General features: G+C 40.1%; 15 protein-coding genes. 10 read left to right on the plus strand and 5 right to left on the minus strand.

Annotated elements, in window-relative coordinates:
• Positions 1-49: 49 nt before the first annotated feature.
• Entirely contained in the window at positions 50-1,228 is a 1,179-nt protein-coding gene (locus EHQ31_RS08195; protein WP_135568367.1) for an AZOBR_p60025 family cell surface glycopolymer formation protein, read from the plus strand.
• Positions 1,225-2,052 carry a 1,4-dihydroxy-6-naphtoate synthase gene (locus tag EHQ31_RS08200; RefSeq protein WP_135568368.1) on the plus strand — a complete coding sequence of 276 codons (828 nt, stop codon included), beginning with the start codon at positions 1,225-1,227 and terminating at the stop codon, positions 2,050-2,052. The genes EHQ31_RS08195 and EHQ31_RS08200 overlap by 4 nt, the downstream gene beginning before the upstream one ends.
• Here the strand turns inward: EHQ31_RS08200 and EHQ31_RS08205 are convergent.
• The 4 genes from EHQ31_RS08205 to EHQ31_RS08220 all read right to left on the minus strand — a co-directional run bounded on the left by EHQ31_RS08205 (position 2,038) and on the right by EHQ31_RS08220 (position 7,412).
• Positions 2,038-4,548, minus strand: coding sequence for a discoidin domain-containing protein (locus EHQ31_RS08205; RefSeq protein WP_135568369.1), 2,511 nt, complete (start codon positions 4,546-4,548; stop codon positions 2,038-2,040). The two genes, EHQ31_RS08200 and EHQ31_RS08205, sit on opposite strands and share 15 nt — an antisense overlap.
• Before the next feature lie 51 nt (positions 4,549-4,599).
• Complete coding sequence (locus EHQ31_RS08210; RefSeq protein ID WP_135568543.1) at positions 4,600-5,478, minus strand: helix-turn-helix domain-containing protein; 879 nt, start codon at positions 5,476-5,478, stop codon at positions 4,600-4,602.
• A gap of 376 nt (positions 5,479-5,854) precedes the next feature.
• On the minus strand, positions 5,855-6,676 hold the full coding sequence (locus EHQ31_RS08215; RefSeq protein WP_135568370.1) for a ParB/RepB/Spo0J family partition protein: 822 nt from the start codon (positions 6,674-6,676) through the stop codon (positions 5,855-5,857).
• Entirely contained in the window at positions 6,660-7,412 is a 753-nt protein-coding gene (locus tag EHQ31_RS08220; RefSeq protein WP_135568371.1) for a ParA family protein, read from the minus strand. Before EHQ31_RS08220 ends, EHQ31_RS08215 begins: the two co-directional genes overlap by 17 nt.
• A gap of 229 nt (positions 7,413-7,641) precedes the next feature.
• Between EHQ31_RS08220 and EHQ31_RS08225 the strand changes: the two genes are divergently transcribed.
• Both EHQ31_RS08225 and EHQ31_RS08230 read left to right on the plus strand, forming a co-directional pair.
• Positions 7,642-8,958, plus strand: coding sequence for a helix-turn-helix domain-containing protein (locus tag EHQ31_RS08225; protein WP_135568544.1), 1,317 nt, complete (start codon positions 7,642-7,644; stop codon positions 8,956-8,958).
• A gap of 2 nt (positions 8,959-8,960) precedes the next feature.
• Positions 8,961-9,959: a hypothetical protein gene (locus EHQ31_RS08230; RefSeq protein WP_135568372.1), complete on the plus strand. Its 999-nt coding sequence runs from the start codon at positions 8,961-8,963 to the stop codon at positions 9,957-9,959.
• Between the two features lie 22 nt (positions 9,960-9,981).
• On the opposite strand, the gene EHQ31_RS08235 is transcribed toward EHQ31_RS08230, so the two are convergent.
• Entirely contained in the window at positions 9,982-10,416 is a 435-nt protein-coding gene (locus EHQ31_RS08235; RefSeq protein WP_135568373.1) for a hypothetical protein, read from the minus strand.
• Between the two features lie 72 nt (positions 10,417-10,488).
• Here EHQ31_RS08235 and EHQ31_RS08240 point away from each other — a divergent pair, with 72 nt between their 5' ends.
• The 6 genes from EHQ31_RS08240 to EHQ31_RS08265 all read left to right on the plus strand — a co-directional run bounded on the left by EHQ31_RS08240 (position 10,489) and on the right by EHQ31_RS08265 (position 18,143).
• Positions 10,489-10,914: a phosphatidylinositol phospholipase gene (locus tag EHQ31_RS08240; protein ID WP_135568374.1), complete on the plus strand. Its 426-nt coding sequence runs from the start codon at positions 10,489-10,491 to the stop codon at positions 10,912-10,914.
• An 877-nt stretch (positions 10,915-11,791) separates the two neighbouring features.
• Positions 11,792-12,007 carry a hypothetical protein gene (locus tag EHQ31_RS08245; RefSeq protein ID WP_040917529.1) on the plus strand — a complete coding sequence of 72 codons (216 nt, stop codon included), beginning with the start codon at positions 11,792-11,794 and terminating at the stop codon, positions 12,005-12,007.
• 96 nt (positions 12,008-12,103) lie between these two features.
• Positions 12,104-13,507 carry an MBOAT family O-acyltransferase gene (locus EHQ31_RS08250; protein WP_276401038.1) on the plus strand — a complete coding sequence of 468 codons (1,404 nt, stop codon included), beginning with the start codon at positions 12,104-12,106 and terminating at the stop codon, positions 13,505-13,507.
• Positions 13,508-13,515: 8 nt separating this feature from the next.
• Positions 13,516-15,036 (plus strand): hypothetical protein, encoded by a 1,521-nt coding sequence (locus tag EHQ31_RS08255; protein ID WP_135568376.1) that lies wholly within the window; start codon positions 13,516-13,518, stop codon positions 15,034-15,036.
• Positions 15,037-15,072: 36 nt separating this feature from the next.
• Positions 15,073-16,122 (plus strand): aspartate-semialdehyde dehydrogenase, encoded by a 1,050-nt coding sequence (gene asd, locus EHQ31_RS08260; protein ID WP_135568377.1) that lies wholly within the window; start codon positions 15,073-15,075, stop codon positions 16,120-16,122.
• A gap of 17 nt (positions 16,123-16,139) precedes the next feature.
• The gene (locus EHQ31_RS08265; protein ID WP_135568378.1) at positions 16,140-18,143 is read left to right on the plus strand and encodes a hypothetical protein; all 2,004 of its coding nucleotides are present in this window, start codon (positions 16,140-16,142) and stop codon (positions 18,141-18,143) included.

The raw sequence follows: 18,143 nt of genomic DNA on the forward strand, positions 1-18,143 counted from the left end.
AGAATCTTCGGAAAATTCCAGAGAAATTCCTTTTCGAATCCGTTAAATTTTGCAAAATGGAAGAGTGAAGCAGCGCCAACTTTGGTTTCTATTGGTTTTTTTCCTTTTGGGAGTAGGGGCACTAATCTACTATAAAACAGCACCCTATGAACATTCCCTTTCTGCCCTCATTGGGATTTGGGAAGGTTTCTATGAAATCAATCCAAACCTCGTCGATTCCCAGTTTGTGATTTATAAATCGGGAGGTTATGACGGACAATTTTTCTATTTCCTCGCAAAAGATATGTTTGTTGGTGGGGACTGGGATCTTATTGTCGATTCCTATCATTTCCGTTTTCATAGAATGGGACTTTCTTTATTCGTTGGTCTATTTTCTTCCATTTTTGGATTCTCTCATTATCCCATTTTCACTCTTCTTTTTTTGTTCGTAGTATTTTCTATTTCCGTATTCTCCTTGTTTTCATTACTTCCGGATTCAAAAAAATGGTTGGTTATCTTTTATCTATTTTCACCTTTCTCTTTAAATGCAAATCTACTCCTTGTTGCAGATTCACTTTTTGTTAGTTTTGGAATCATAGCTTTCTACTTTTTCACAAACAAAAAAGACCTACTTGCTGTTTTCTTTTTCCTACTTATGGTAATCACAAGAGAGTTAGGGATTTTGTTTCTTATACCCATTGTTTTCAAAGCGTTAATAGAAAAAAAATGGGAAAAGATGGTTCTTTATTCCCTACCAGGCATCGTATTTGTTTGTTTGGTGGGATATGGATTAATCCATCCGCCAAACCACCTAGGAACAAATCCTCTCGGATTTCGAGATATGACAGACTTTCCTTTATTTGGTTTTTTTAAAAGTTTTATGGAAAATGGATCTTTCCAATTCAAACTTAAAGAATTCCCAAAGGTTCTTTTTTTCATTTCCTTTTTAGCCTTATCCATTGCCAGCATCCAATCATTCAAAGATTCTTTTTCTAAAAATATAAATATACTCGTCCCCATTTTTGGAAGCCTCTTTGTCATACTCATTGCAGAAGAAGGGTATTGGCGATCGTTTGATAATCTAAGCAGAATGTTTACATTAATTATGCCATTTTCATTACTTTTAGAAGATGCATTTAAAAAACCGTTTATACGTTTATTTCTCGGAATTTCCTTTACCTTGTTTTTATTTTTAATCATTCGAATTTTATGGATCACCCCCAACAAGGAGTACTTTTTATCCCTATGATATCTCTAGCTTATTCTCCATGTCCCAATGACACTTTCCTTTTCTACCACCTGATTCGTAATACAAGTTACCCAGTAAAAGAAGAATTATACGATGTAGAAAATTTAAACGAATTTGCTTTCCAAGGAAAATTTCCCGTCACCAAACTTTCCTTTGCTGCTTATTTTCATATTATTGATAAATACATTTTACTTGAAACCGGATCAGCACTAGGAAGAGGATGCGGCCCGATACTCATCCGAAAGAAAAATTCCAAAACAGATCTTTCTAATTATAAAAAACTCTACATCCCAGGGAAATTAACCACAGCAAACCTTCTATTATCCTTATATACCAATGGAAAACAGAACCCAACCCCATTACGTTATGATGAGATCATTCCCAAAGTAATGACCGAGGATGATAGCCTTGGGGTGATCATTCACGAGGAACGTTTTACTTACGAAGCAAGAGGTATGGAAAAGGTGGTGGATCTTGGGGAATGGTGGGAAAAATCAACAGGATATCCCATCCCTCTGGGTGCCATAGCCATTCGACGAGACATTCCAAGAGAAGAGGCACTCAGGTTCCAATCCAACTTGAGACAAAGCCTAAGTGATGCCTACAAAGAACCCAAAGAAATGATGGATTACATTCGAACTAATTCACAAAACAAAGAAGATGCGGTAATCAAATCTCATATCAATTTATATGTTAATGAATTCACAAAAACTTTAGGAGAAGAAGGCCACAGTGCAGTGGAGTATCTATTACAAAGAGCAATTGAGGCAGGTTTTATTAAAAAACCCACCTCATCGTTGCCATTATTTTTAGGAGAAAGTTAGCATACAAAGGATGTTTCCTTTGTCGCGTTTACAAGCTTCAATTGCCTTAGCCACAAGCATCCCAGGTTTTAATTTCGAAGGATCTGCTTTCACGGCATGACCAGAAGCAAGTCCTGAAACTAAAAGGTCTCCCGGATAAATGGGAACTTGCGATGCATCCACGTGAATTTTGGTAATCCCAAGAAGTGCCACAAGAACATATTCTACTGCCTTTTCTTGTTTTCCAAATACCACATAGGCATTGGAAACACAGACACCGATTACATTAGTAGAGTAGGGGTGTTTTGATCTTCCCAAAACGCCAGGTTCTTCTGTGGCAACCAGAAGGTCTCCCGCAGTCACAACATCTTTTCCATCCAATCTAAAATAACGAGCAATACATTCCTCGCCACCTTCTTTTGTTATACGAAGATTCCCTTCAAATAAAGACTCTCCATTTGCATAAATAGCTTTACCCGAACCAGGAAGTTCCATCTCAGGAATACCTTTCCCATCTACAACTAAAGCAAAATCTGATTGAGAGAGAAACCTACCACCTGGTGCCGTTGTACCGGCACCCAAAATTCCTGCCGATTGTTTGGCTGACTTTCCTTTGGAAATTCCATACACTCCCACGAAATCCCCAAACCCTGTGACACCGGTTCCAGAGGATACACCCACAACACCGGTTCCTACTTTTGTATTTTTGCCGTAAATGATTGTGTCATTTGTTTGTGGCGGTACAAACCCTTTAGAACTTGCTTCTGCTTCTCCTGTGATTTTCAAAAGACCTGTATGTGAGTTAAAATCATGTTCTTTTTCTGCATAAGGATGTGTATGTGGTTTTGGATCCCTCTTATCGGATAACCTTGGGTCATCCGAAAGAACCACCTTACCGGGAACAGCTTCTCCATGATTTGCCAGTAACACAATTCCCGCTTCTTGGAAGCCTGCTTTCGCCAAACGTTTGTCATCTCCCTGAACAACTGTTCCTGGTTTTGTTTCCCCTGAATGGGCTAGTTGCACAATTCCATGTAATTCTGTGCTAGCATGTTTGAGACGTTTGTCGTTTCCTTGTACTACTGTATCTGATTCTTCACCACCATTTGGTGCTAATTGTACAATACCTTTCGAAGTGTTTGTTGCGTCTCTGAGCCTAGGATCATCACCGGTAACCACCTTATCAACGGCAACTTCTCCTGAATCAGCAAGTTGAACCAATCCGATAGATTTTTTTGTAGCGACTCGAAGACGAGAATCATTTCCTTGGACCGCCACACCGGGACGAGTCTCGCCATCTAACGCAAGTTCCACGATTCCGGGATGATCTGTCGAAGCATTACGCAAACGTTCATCATCAGATTGTACGACAAGTCCAGGCCTTGCTTCTCCACTTCTGGATAATCGAACTAAGCCATGAGTGAGTTCAGTGGCGATTTTTAGGCGTTTATCATTTCCTTGGACCGCAACCCCAGGTTTTTCTTCCCCGTCAGATGCCAATTCCACAATTCCACGATATTCCGTAGTAGCATCCCTAAGGCGTCTGTCATTGGCCTGAACCACAACACCCTCTTTTACTTCTCCATCCACAGCAAGGCGGATGATTCCTGACCTAAGGACAGAAGCATAGGGAAGAGGCTCTCTTGTTGGTCCACCGTAGTCTTTTTTATCAGGACTAGAGTATAACTCAAGTTCGATGACTTCCGTTACGTAATCTTTTTTATTTTGTTGTTTTTCTTGGATAAAAACTAATTTAAGAAATCGTAAGTTGACAGCAGAGAACCTCCACTTATACCAAGTTCCTGGTTCAGATAAAAAGAAGTTCTCTTCATGGAGTTGGTGCCATGTAATATCATCTTCGCTATAATAAGCAACAAACCGTTCAGGAAAATTTGTAATCGGATCATTTTTGGTTAGCATCCGCATCTCTTCAATACGATTCACTGAACCCATATCCAAAATTAAATATTCTTCTTCGGGTTCTTCTTTCTTTTTAGAGGACCAACCATAATCAGGTCTTGTATCAAATAGATTCTCTTTCACATAGAGTCTGTCCAGTTCCGAACTTGCTTGGACAGATTGCACTCCAGTGATTAGAATCTTTAATTGACCAAAACTAATCCGATTTTTTCCGTTACTTGCCTTTCTTGAAATCTTAGAAACAAATTTCACATAACGAGCGCTAGTAAGGGAAAAAAGCCATTTGGCAGAAGTTTTAAAAGATTTTCTAAATGATGATTCTTGTAAAATAGGTTCCCAGTTTTTTCCATCATGGGATAATTCAAACCGGAAAGAGTCAGGAAAAAAATCCAATCCATCCTTTCCGGGTAATAATTCAATCCCATTGAAATAAACCACATCATCAAACTGGAAGATGATCGAGGAAAGTGAGGACTGCTCCTTTTCCTCAAAAAAGGATAAAAATTCGTCATTTTTAACTTCGAAAGTTCCCGTTGTGGAAACAGATTTGATTGGTAGAGAGTAGGGGTGGCTTGTGCGTATTAAATGATCTTTCATTGCGCTTTTTAATGCTGATTCCTTCCAAAAATTACCGTTTTTCTATCCAGTCTATCGAATTTCACTGAGTCTCGATCCTTCTTCTTTCTCTGAGAAAACAACGAGTACTGCTGGTTTTACTCGTTCCGTGAAATACATATTCACAATTTGCCGAAGATGCCCTTGCAAAGGAGAGGTAACTACGATCACATTTCCATCAATTTGAACCTGCACTCTTTCAAGCTGACTCCAAGAAGATTGAGTGAGTTCCTTTCCTGCCCAAGCCAAAAAACCAGTCCAAGAGGCTGGATGAGATAGGGTTTCTTCCACTGGATGTTTCTGCTCAGTTTTAATCACTTCTTGTCTTTGTGTAGAAATGAGTTCCCGACAAAGAGATTGAACATAAGAGGCATTCGTTTCCATATGTAAAGACACCGCTTTTTTATAAGCTTCAAGGGCGATTTCGGGGCCAAAAAGCTCCACTAAAGTTTCAAATGCTTTTTTCTCTTCTTTTTCCTTACCTAATTCGCCAGGCGAGGGTGCATTGTTTGTATTAGATATAGTTATATTAATATGGTTTGGGGTTCCGTTTGCACCCCCCTTATCGTCCCATTTCGACCTCTCAGGCAGGCCGATTTCGGGCCCTCTGGAGTGTATGTTTGTATCCCCCAGGGGGGTAATTTTGGAACCCTCATAGTGAAAGGAAAAGTGGTATCTGGTAGAGGTTCGTCCGTTCCCAGGTATTTGGAAGAGTAACCCTGCTTTTGTGAGTTCCTTTTTTGCGGATACAATGGATTTTTTGGTTTTGAAGCCTGTGAGTCTCATCAAGGTTTCCGTATTGGGCCAAACCGGTTTGAAATTGTAGTCACTGAATTTTAATAGAACCGGGTAAAGTGTTTTGGCTGCATGGGATAGCTCTGCCCAAACACCTGAATCTATGATGTCGGTCATCAGACGGATATAGGGATGCCGCTGGTCGCTCACAAAAGCTCCTCCGCTTTTTCTGCAAAAATGAAACCAAATTTAAGCAAATTTTGCGAAGGAGTTGACATTATCTGACATAATGTTAATTATGTCTCATCCAACAACATTCCTTCGGGAAACCCCGACCCCCTGGTGTACCAGGGGATTTTTTTATATTTTGGGTTGGGATACTACAGATCCCCCGTCTCTTGGATCGACAAGAAACGGTTGCTCAAACTTAAATTACTTTTATTATGTCACATTATTGTCGGATTCCGGCAGATGTCAAGTTCGTACAGCATTTTTCCTGGAGGGTACTATAAATTTTTTTCCTAAGTACTTGACTGCTTAGTACTCGTTTAGGTTATGCCGAGTCCCCGTATTTTTTTGCCAGTTCTTTTCGGATGAATTTATATATATCACCAAGTAAGATTTCATCTTCTGATAGGATCTGAATGCCCGTCCCAGTCCTCCGGATTTTGTAGCCGGAGTAGGCAGAGTTTTTTGCTAAATTTGTCTCCCCGGATTTGACCTGTTTATTGAAATCTTTGGCGTCTTTGACAGTTTTGAGAGCTCCTTTATGAAATAGAGCCAGGAAGTCATCAAGGCTTCCTTTTTTTGCCGCCTGGGCTGCTTGTACCAAAAGGTTCTTATTATAGATTTCGTTCTTTTTGCATTTCTCGAGTTCTTCTTTGGACATGGAAGTTATCGAAAGGACTTCCGTCATATAACTGCGACTTTTCCCGAATAGGTCTCCAAGTTCTTGGTCTGTGTAGTTATGGGAATTTTTTAGAAATAAGAGAGCGTCCACCTCTTCATAAGGGGATAAGTTTTCTCTTTGAAGATTTTCGATGACTGCTAATTTATAAATTTCTTTATCAGGGCGGTTAAGGATTTTGCATTCGATTTCGGCCCAACCTAGCGACTTAGCAGCATGGTAACGCCTTTCGCCTGCAATAATTTTGTAATTCCCTTCTCTTTCCCCTTTGGACACTATGATGGGTTGTAAAAGTCCATCGACCTTTAGTGTCTGTGCCAGTTCCTCAATTCCCTTTTTTCTTTCTTGTCTTGGTTGGTATTCTGAGGGTTGGATTCTATCCATCCGAATTGTTCGGATGGTTCCATCTAAATTTTCTGCCTGATAAATGTCAGCCAGAGTGCCGAGGCGTTTACTTTTTAAGCTCATTTAAAACCTCCTCAATAAAACCTTCATACTCTTGGGACTGGCGTGAAGTCTTGTTGTAGTCAAAGACAGATTTTTTTGCCAGGTGGCTTTCCCCGATGGCCACCCCATCAGAGATCGTATGTTCAAAGATACGGAAGTATTTGGTCAAAACTGGGAGGATGGTTTTGGTAAGCAAAGTCTGTGGTTTGAGTTGGGTGATGAGGGCACCTAAAATTTCTAGGTCAGGATTGATCCTCTTTTTGATTGAGGAAATGGTTTGTTGTAATCCCATAATTCCATCCATTGAGAATTTTTCTGCCTGGAGTGGGATGAGGACATAGTTGGCGGCGACTAGGCTGTTTACCGTGAAGATAGAAAGAGAAGGGGGACAGTCAATAATCACGAAATCAAATTCTTTAATGGCTGAAAGTGAATCTCTTAAAATATACGGAGCCTCTACTGAGTTCACGGATACTGTTTCCATCTCCGCCAAGCGCATGCTAGACGGTGCGACCCACAAATGCTCGTTATATGCTGGGGTAATGATCTCTTTAAGGTTTGCGGAATTTTGGAACAGGTGTGCCAAATCTTTTTCGACCGTCTCTGGGTTTAAAAAAATTCCGGTGGAATTGGCCTGCGGATCCATATCGATGAGTAGGGTTTTAAGATTGCGACGGGCCAACCCCATAGCAAGATTCAAAGAAGTCGTTGTTTTTCCTTCTCCGCCTTTTTGGTTTGCAACTGCAATGGTGATCATCTATCTCTATTTTCCCTTCCCAAATGGTATGCTTTCCTGCCGAAAATTTGGGATCAATTGTATTTTTAGAAAGGAGCAAAAAAAGGATTTTTTCCCCATTCTATCTCCATTGTCGGACATCCGACATACTGAAAATTAGCAAAAACTATCTCCTCTCTTTTTGTCGGACATCCGACATTCAAATAGGTACGTACTTGACAAAGTGATTAAATTTAAACAGTTTCATAGCATGCCTTCTCAAGCCATTTCCCTGCTTGCCTCAGACAAAACAGGCAAGGATTGGATGGATTCTGTCCTTCCAATTTTGTGGGAAAGGTTATGTACTGAGTTAGGTCTTTCTTCCGGTGTGGTGGTTTTAAAAATAGAGGAAGAGGATTCCTTTTATGAATCAGCTAGTTTTGGTTATGGGGAAGATGGCTTTTATTATTCATTTTTAAACCGTGATTCATTGCATTGGGAAGAGTTGATGCGCTCCCAAGAGCCCGTCTTTTTCTCTGGCACTGAGTTTGAATTGTTTGGTAAAAAGACAAATGCTATAGCCATTCGGATTCGGTCTGGGCAAAAAGAGATAGGTTTCCTTCTTGTGGAAATAGAAGAATCTTATGCTCTCCCGGTGAGTATCTTTCTTAGCCTTCTCGCGGAAAAGGTAGGAAATGAATGGGGTAGAACTCAAGAGCTACCCGTCGTCAAAGTGGACTCATATTCTGAAAATTCGCATTTTTTATACCGTAAGGAAATTCCCAATTTAGAGCTGGCAACCAAAGAATTTTCGAAGCAGAAAATCTTAACCATTCTCGGTCCTTCCGGTTCAGGGAAGAAAACCTTGGCGAAATGGATCCACCAATCTGCATTGCCTGGTGCTCCCATCCTCGTTATTGAATCCTTACCTGACCACTTTGGAAAATTGGAAAAAGCTTTGGCCCTTTGGGGAAGTGAGTCACGACAAGGAAGTATAGTTCTTACGGGGATTCAAAGTTTGAATTTGGGGCAGCAGCAAATCCTCCTCGATTGGTGGTCGAAGTCCGGATATTCTGGGTCCTTATTTTTGCTCGGCCCTGAAGGAATGGGGCAAGAATTGTTACCAGAATTTGAAAGATTTTTGCAAAAAAATTCGTTGGTACTACCATCCCTTAGGTTCCTTCCCAAAGCAAAATTGCAAACTTTGGTTCAAGCGATATTTGAAGAATTATGTAATTCTCAGAACCGATTGGGTTTGCATTTAGGGGCTATGAGTTTGCAGGAATTGATATCAAGATCTTATTCGGAAAATTTTACAGATTTAAGGAATGCCATTTTAACTGGGATTCTGACCTGCAGGTCAAACCAGGTGGAGCCTTCAGATTTGGAGCCTGGAAAATCCAAGATGGATTTGGAGATTCCCGATGCAGAAGATTTAGACTTGCGGCGTGGAACCGAGGCCTTAGAAAGGCAGAAGATTCTGCTTGCCATGCGAATCTTTTCGGGCAACCAAATCCGGATGGCAAAGGCCTTGGGCATTTCGAGGGGATCCCTCCAATATAAAATGAAACAACTTGGTTTAATGTAAAGATGGATGATACTGTATATGAAGAACGGAAAACCCCCGCTGGTTTTCTCGTCAAAGTCCGGCTTTCCAAGTTAACCTACGTTGTTTTTGCAGATTCCGGACCAGAGGTTCCCAAAGGGGCCAGAAATAATTCTATAGTTGTCAATGTCCCTCGAGTGGGGTTTTTCGGCGATGATTTCGATGTCTCCCATTTCCATTTGGGTGAACTTTCCTTTGTCAATGTGAAAGCTGGTAAACTCGTCATTCCCTACCAACATGGATTTTCCAACGAAATCAAAACCATTTACCTAGGAACCGGGAGTCAAAGTGATGTCCTCCCCGTTGTCATTTATCATTACAAAAGTAAGGAAGATTTGATGGCAGCCTGGGAAAGGGGAGAACATGCCCAATATCTAGTGGTGGATGAAGAAATCCCAAGGTCAGATATGGTTTCTTTTAAGATCCGATACCCGAGCATGAACATCCTTGTGATCAAAAAAAGGATTAATACTTCTGCAGAATCACAGACTCCCAAAACAGACGAATCTAAAGACAAGGGAGTGGTTGATTACGACAAGGTTCGGGCAACGGATGTTGCCAAAAACCAAAATCTAAATACTTACAGCGAAAATCCTGTTTTTTTGGCAAGGATCCACTTGCGTGCAATGGAGTTAGATAAAGTAAAACAACTCCTATTAGATTTCCACCTTTCCTCTGACGACGTTATGTTCATCAGGACCTTCTTAGATGTGATGATCAAAAACGAATTAAAAAAGCCTGAACTTGATGTTGTAAAACCACAACTCATTGCCATGAATGAGGCCTTCCGTTTGGCAGTTCTCATTTTAGAATTCAGAGTAGAGGATTTTGAAAAGGAATTGGATTTAGGATTCTCAAAAGAAATCTCCAATATGATTTATGCCCTTCTTGCAAAAGAACAAGAGACCGCACAAGATCTAGAACATGAAATTGTTCTCTGGGAATGGAAACTCCGGGTACGTTCTCAAATCATCAAAAAATAGTCAAAATACGTTAAAAAAAGCTTTATTTTTCTCCGATTTCCGGGCAAACTGAGACAAATCCTATGGTTTTCTCGGAAAATACAAAAAAAATGGCACAGAAATTGCAAACGTACGCAGTTTCCCTCGCGCTGTCGTTCTTTTTTATTTTTCCTGTTTCAAACCTTTTGGCAAACGAGTCAGACTTACCTGTCATCATTCCTAACGATGTCCTCCTAACACCTATCGAATTAAGAGATGGTTTGGTTCTTGAGGTAACTGTGGTCCCAGATACGGAAATCGCTTTCGAATCACCGGTAGGATCAGAAGAGGAAAGTTTTCTTTTTACGGATTCTTCCGATTCACAAGAATTGGTTTTATCTTTGCCGCTTGAGATTTCTAAAACAAATTGTGTTTTCGAAATGGGATGCAAAACAATATCCCGAGGAAAGTCTCTTCCGGCTGAGGAGCTACTTTCCATTTTTGAGAATGACCCAGAGCATTTCCCTGTAAAATCGATTGCCAGCCCAGGACTTTTTGGTTTTCTGGGGATATGTCTCAGCCGAAGCGAGTTGCCTTCCAAAAATTTCTCAATGCTATGCGAAAACTCTCTACCGAAGTCAATGACTCGGAGATCTGCAAACGATTGGAAATTCTTATGGCGACCAGTAAAGACGACTTACCTTTGGCCCTCGTCAACCAACTCTTACAGGATGCTAAAAACTTCGACCCTAAAGCCATCCACGAACCTTACACCCAGTATGTCCGACATTTCATCTACATGGTCAAACGGAATGGAAGAGTTCCCAGTGACCTATTGTCAGGGGAAGAGGACAGATCTTCTGAAAATTCTGGCTCCAAGTCTGCTAGAAAGCAGTCAGATGCCGGTAGCACAAAATCCAAACGCACTACCCCTAAATCCGCGACTTCTGTAAAAAAGGCAAAAACCTCCTCTAAAATAAACCCTAAAAAGGCCTAAATTTCTTTCTTTCGGGCCTCTACAGGCAGGTCCTGTGCGCACTACAGGGAAAATGTTCCCATTTGATTCAATCGGGACATAATCTGATTCTAAGGCAAATCTGCCCATTTTTAATCATTTACGCTGGTTTGAATGCGTCGCCTCACTGTTCCAGGGGAGTGAACCTATTAAATTCCGAAAGAATGCCTAAAAATAGGCAATTACTGAATACGAAAGGCTTAATCGTAATTGCCCTAAATTCGCCACCTAGCATTAGTTTGGCCAAAGGGTAAAGTTCTAATTTGGGCGGGGACTGTCCTTTCTTGGGCACCCAAATTTTGGCATGTTCCTTTGCCGTCAGACCTAAGCTAGGCAGATCTTGACCTGACGAAAAAAGGGCACTACTCCAAAAAATCTACAGAATTTCCAGGTCAAGAAAAACTTCCATAAACACCCAGAGGTGAAGGTCAGAAGGAAGGGTTCTGTCCGCTTTCGGATGTCGAAAAATGGTCACATGAAGGAAGGAGTTTATGGGCCTAGAATTGTAAAAAGGCATATTTTTATACAGTTTCCTTGGGCGGAGGACTGGTTGTTTCGGAAAGATCCAAAGCTCAGTTTTCTATAGAAGAATTGATATTATAGGGGTTCCAGGGGTGACCAGCTGTCCAAAATCCGACATTTATACGAATTTCCAGAAAAATCGGTGAATCCGAAAGAGGAAACGAATCTGCCTAATGGCCAATACCTCATTGATCCTAAGAACGCCTTAAACCTGCGAAAACAGGCCAAAAAGATGCCAGATTGTCATGTGTATCGAAATAACATGCATCTGTAAAATTGTCAGGTTTGGGAATAGTAGTTGCCACCCCTGCATTTGGTAGCCACCGTTCTTTTTTATATGGCGGAAACGATTCGATTAAGAGTGAAATGTCATGCATGTTCCAATTTAATTGAGGGAACTGCGAAATATGGTTCTGGGCACTTTGTTCCGGAAGGTGTGGTCTTTGATTTTGTCGCCGTGGGGAAAGTTGAGGGCGCACAGGGTCGGCGCGTTAAAGCGGAGGTCACCTGCACTTGTCCCAATTGTGGGGTAAAATGCAAATATAATGTGTAGTGCTTAATAGTAGGCATTAAAATGCTCTTTAATTCTGCAATTTTTGCTCTCTATTTTTTATCAACTCTTGCGGTTTGGTGGGCTTTACGCTTTTTAATGATTAAAAATGGGCAACTAAGTGCTAATAATCGGAACTTTAGTAGGTTATTTGCTGTCATTTATTTGATTATAATTAGCTGTATTTTTTACTGTTTTTGGCACCCAGTCTATTTTCTCCTTCTTTTTTGGGTGGCGGTTTTCGATTTCACTGTTTCTAGATGTCTTTGGGGTGTACGGTCCTTGGGGATACGCCGATTTCTTTTGTTTGTTTCTTTAGCAAATAGCCTAGGGATCTTGTTTTTCTTTAAATATGGTCATTTTATTGCTGAAAATTGGGCAAATATTTTTGGCTTAGTCCCTGCTTCTCCCGATTTTTGGAACCAATGGTTGCTTCCGGTAGGGATTTCCTTTTACACCTTTCAGTCTATATCCTACGTTGTGGACGTATACCAGAAAGAACTAGAGCCAGAGAGCAATTTTTTCTCCTATTTGTTGTTTCTTTGTTTTTTCCCCCAGCTGGTAGCAGGTCCCATCGTAACGGCAAAGTCCTTTTTGCCCCAAATTCGCAGACCGCTTCCCTTCCTTAGGATCCCTATTTTCTTTGCAACCTTTCTGATTTTGTTAGGCCTTTTTAAAAAAATGGTTTTGGCAGACCATTTGGCCGAAACTTCTGATTTTGTTTTTGTTCGACCAGCGGACATGGCAACCAAGGGACTTTGGATTGGGATGTTTTCTTACTCCTTACAAATCTATTGTGATTTTTCAGGATACACCGATATTGCCCAAGGCGCGGCACTTCTCTTTGGGTTTCGGTTGCCAGAGAATTTTAGGATGCCCTACCTTTCGGCAGGATTTTCCGAATTTTGGACTCGCTGGCATATTTCCCTTTCCCAGTGGCTGAAAAAATACATTTATATTTCGCTTGGGGGAAATCGTATTGGCAGGGTTTTTACATACAGGAATTTATTTTTAGTGATGGCCATTGGTGGCCTTTGGCACGGTGCTTCCTGGAATTTTGTCATCTGGGGGGGCTGTCATGGGATATTACTCATTTTGGAAAGATGGGTAACAATTCAGTTCCCATATAGACTTCCCTCCTATTTGCGGCCCGTTCGAATCTTGGGAACTTTTCTTTTTGTAAGTTTTCTTTGGATTTTTTTTCGAAGCACGGATATTACTTCCTCCCTGTGCTACCTACAGGGACTTTTTATCAAAAAAGAGGGTTTTTCACTTCCGTATACTTTTGAAATGAATTTTCTTTACTGCGGTTTTGTAATTTTGTTAGGCCATATTTGGGCTAGTTTTTATTTTAAAGACAACAAGCAATTGTTAGATGGTTTTCGAAAATGGGAAAATTCCTTAGGAAAAGTGGCTATTTTTGGTGTTTTGGCTGCAATTTCTCTCGTTTTGATAATTTTGTTTTCTGCCGATAGTAAGCCGTTTGTGTATTTTGTATTTTAGGTGGGTATATGAAACAGAGGTTCTTATTTATATGCCTTTTTTTAATTTCTTTGGTAACCTTTGATTTTTTGGTTTTTAAAAAATTGCAATTTTTTTTGCCAAATGAATCTCCTTGGAACACAAACCATTTTTTCAATTTTTTGTATGAATATGAAAGAATCAGACACTTGCCGAAAACCAAAAAGAGAATCATCGTTGTCGGAAGTTCTGTTGCTTATTATTCCATTGATGCAACCAAATTAAAAGAGACATTGCGGAAGGATTTTGATTTAGATCTGGATGTATTTTATTTAGCTTACGCAGGGAATAGTCCGCTATATGTATATTTATTACTTAATTGGTTAAATCCTTTAAAACCTGACCTTGTGGTTTATCCGGTTAATTTTATAGACTATAGACTTCACCGAACCTATGTTATCTTTCCCGAGGGGAAAAACGATTCAGTGGACGAATCGGAAGTGATTAAGGATGCGCTTACCTTTGGAGAAGCTCCTCAATCGCTTTGGGTATTTCCTTGGGAAACACTAAAGGAAGTTGGCCCCTCTATGGACTGGGATACTTGGTCTCGTTATGTGATTTCCTCTGGGTTTTCGTTTTATCGTTATAAAGATATTTATCTGCAAAATTTGCAAAATTTAATCCAACACCGTTTTGGGCGAAATACCAGTTATCATGCGTATGCAGGTGTTCAAATTCCGGAAGGTATCAGCGGTCTAGGTTGGACCGGGCAAGAATTTAGTTTTTATCCGACTGAGAAGATCAAAAACAAAGGATTTTGGGTGGAAGTGACTCCTTTTCTTTTGGCGGGAAAACCCTGCCGAATGAAAGTTTCCAATGGGATCACTACCCAAGAGATCCTTCTTGCTAAAGCAGGATGGGTTCGTATTTCCCTGGACCCAAAATTTTTCGATAAACGAAAATTGATCACGGCAAAACTCGAACGTGTGTGGTTTGCCAATGAGGCTATGGGTGCGTATTTGGATTATCATTTTGATCCGATGGGGGTTCGGCTCGAACAGACCTTTGGGTTGGAAAATGCTAAGTCGGGAATCCAATACGAAAGGGAACCAAGAACGGAGGATTTTCGTTACATCGGTATGAAAGACAAAGAATACAGAAAGTACTTCTATTACCGATTGTTGGAAGGATTGGAAAAACGGCCCGGGATTGGCTACCTTGTCGCCTTAAAATTGGCAAAAGAGAAAATCCGTGAAGAATCATTTCGACCGTATTTTCACTTTCGCTACTTGAAAAAAATTGCAGACCATTTCCGTGAAAGAAACCTACCTTTTTTACTCATTAATAATCCAGAAAATCCCATTTCACTGGAGTGGTATGAAGATTCCCAGTGGTATAAAGACCATCTTGCCTATTTACAATCCTTGGAAGGAGGGTCGGTCCATTATTGGGACATACACCGAAGTTTGCCCATGCAAGGGTTCTCTGACTTCCATCATTTTACTTATGTCGGAATGGAACAAATGAATCCGATTTATGCTAAAAGAATTGGAAATCTCTTTCCGAAATAGGATGTTTTTCAATCCTTACATTAGATAAGGAATTTTATGGAAAAAATCAAAGTTGGAGTCCTGGGAGCAACAGGTTCCGTCGGTCAAAGATTCATTCAACTTTTGGAGAATCACCCTTATTTCACGGTGACTCATTTGGCAGCTTCGGAAAAAAGTGCCGGCCAAACGTACGGTGAGGTAATGAAATCTCGTTGGAAGATTTCATCTGATATCCCGGCATATGCAAAAGACATTATTATTTCTTTACCAAATCCGGAAGTGACTAAGGGCGTACAACTCGTGTTTAGTGGTCTGGATGCATCGATTGCAGGAGAAGTGGAAACTGCTTATGCAGAAGCCGGTGTGATGGTTCTTTCCAATTCTAAAAATCATAGAATGGATCCGAACGTGCCGATTCTTTCTGCAGAAGTCAACGCCCACCATTTGGATGTTTTGAAATTTCAAAAAACCAAAGGTAAAATTATTACCAATTCCAATTGTACCATTATGGGAGTTACAATTTCTCTCAAACCTTTGATGGATGCTTTTGGATTAAAATCTGTTATGTTATTTTCTATGCAGGCCATTTCAGGTGCAGGATATCCAGGAGTTCCGACAATGGACATTCTTGGAAATGTTGTCCCTTTCATTGGTGGAGAAGAAGACAAAGCCGAAGTAGAACCACAAAAATGTTTGGGAACTGTGGAAGGGGGAGTCATCAAATCAGCTGATTTTAAAATTTCTGCCCATTGCAATCGTGTTCCGGTTTTTGACGGACATACTGTTTGTGTCTCTGTTTCTTTTGATAAAAAGCCAAAAAAAGAAGATATTCTAAAAGTTTGGGCCGATTTTCAAGGAGAACCTCAGAAATTGGGATTGCCGTTTGCACCAAATCCGGCTATTCTTTACCGCGAAGAAAACGATAGGCCTCAACCCCGTCTTGATTTAGAGACTGGTAGAGGAATGACAACAGTTGTCGGAAGGCTAAGGGAAGATCCAATTTTGGATTGGAAATGGGTGGTGCTTTCGCATAACACGATTCGAGGTGCTGCAGGAGCTGCCATTTTGAATGCAGAGTTATTGTATAAAAAAGGATTTTTTAACTAAGGACAATCACAGATACCATGTTAGATCCAAACCTCCCTGAATTAAAAGTTATGGATTACACAGCCTGTCTCCAAAAGGTGCAGGCTATGGATTCACGGGGAGATTTCTCATACAAAGGGATCTATAAAGTTTTACTAGTGATCTTTGAGTGGACTGACAAGTTTCTACAAAACAGAGTCCTTCCCAATGTAGAACAAATTGAACGTGATAGTTCCATAGATCGTGACCGTACTGAAAGTTATGTGATCGATCTTAGTTACAAACAAAATCCGGCCATCATCAGAAAGATGAACGTCCTAGAGTTTCATCCCAATGAACCTGGGGATCCGGAAAATCCGAAGACCTTTATCAAACACAATACCGTATTTGCAAGGCCTACAACTTCTGATGGAGGGACTGCCTTCCGTTATGCGCTCGGCCTGAATGAACTTTCTACAGCAGCCATCAAAGGTTGGTTTAATGAAAAAAGAAAGTATCCCGGTAAAGAAAAGATGCGTAAAGTTATCAAAGCGGCCGTGGATTCTAACAGGTTATTTGATACTTATGCCTCTACCGAAATTGGAAATTTGTTTCAATGCCCTTATGACAAAACAAAGGCCCAAAAAGATGCAACGATTGTCATTCATCTCAAGCCAATTTTAAAACAATTGGTAGATGACAAGATCCTGTTTTTCTTTCGTAACGATTCCGCTTCTCGGCCAGCAAACAAAAGTGTATTTCTTTATAATAAACCTTCTGAAATTGCAGACCGTTATGATGGTTATATTGATTATACAAAAAATACGATTTACCCTGCCTTAAAAAATCTTGGGGTTATGGGCGAGGTGACAGAAGACTCATGGAATAGTCCACGTAATCTTTTAATAGAAATTAAAGGATATATGAATGATTCTTATGGGGATCAAAAAACTCTGATAGAAGAATGTTTGGTTTTAAACGAAATCATAGAAAAAGATAAAGAAAGAGAAGAAAAACAAAAACGAAAACAGCAGGTTGACGATTTAATGGCTTTTCTTGCTGAAGCAGGTAGAATCGTTGAGGTTAACTTACTTCGTGTGAGTGGGGAACCATTAACAGATGAGTTTCGTGCTACTTTACTTTCTCAACCAGAACTTTTATATACTGAGTATGCAGATAATAGAATTTATAATGAATTTATACTTCATAAATCTTGTATTCCTCAAGCAATCGAGTCCGCAAAAAGGACATTTCAAATTAAACATTCTGATTTAGAAATCAGGGTATTAAATCAAATGAATGTGACTCTTCACCTGAATGATGAAAGTCCGAAACGATTGTTAGAAGAAATTGAGGCCCAAAGTCTTTTCCAGTTTCTTCCTTTTTTTACAAGAATTTGGCGGATGATTATGGGGAGTATGATTGTCCATAAGTTTGAAATCCCTCCTATCAAAGCAAGATTGCAACAACAGCTGAACAGAGATTTGGCGAGTCAAAAAGCTAAAAAAATATCACAAGAAAAAGAGCGATTGGTAAAGGCCCGTCTGAAAGATCGCGAAGAAGCGGAAAAAGATGCCGAAAAAAAATCCAAACAATCGCAACAAGCAGCTAATTCCACTTCAGGATTTAATGGTGGAGAAGAAGAATCTACTGAGCCTGTCAAACAAGGTAGCCCTGAAGAAGAAAAAAAATGGAAAGAGTCCATTGAGGCAATCATTCGTATTTTAGATGAAGCATGGGAGTTTGGTGTATATCCAGACCGTGAGTATGTGCTTTCGAAATTAAACGGAAAGTTTACTGAAGAAAATTTGATCTTTTTCTTAAAGAAATTTGGTGGAAAGGAAATCTACAGTTTTCCGATTCGAAACCAAAGAGAAAAGTTCCCTTGGCCGATTCTTGTTTCTACGGGTTATCTGAAGAAATATGGTAAAAAACTTTTAGAAAAAGTGACGGCTGAAAGTGAACGCCAACGAAGCGAAAAATTTCCAAACCAAGAGAAATTTGACATTGCGGAATCGCAATTAGACTTTCTTAATAGAATCTTACCTCGGTTAAAACCTTAA

It is taken from the genome of Leptospira montravelensis (assembly GCF_004770045.1).
GTDB lineage: Bacteria > Spirochaetota > Leptospiria > Leptospirales > Leptospiraceae > Leptospira_A > Leptospira_A montravelensis.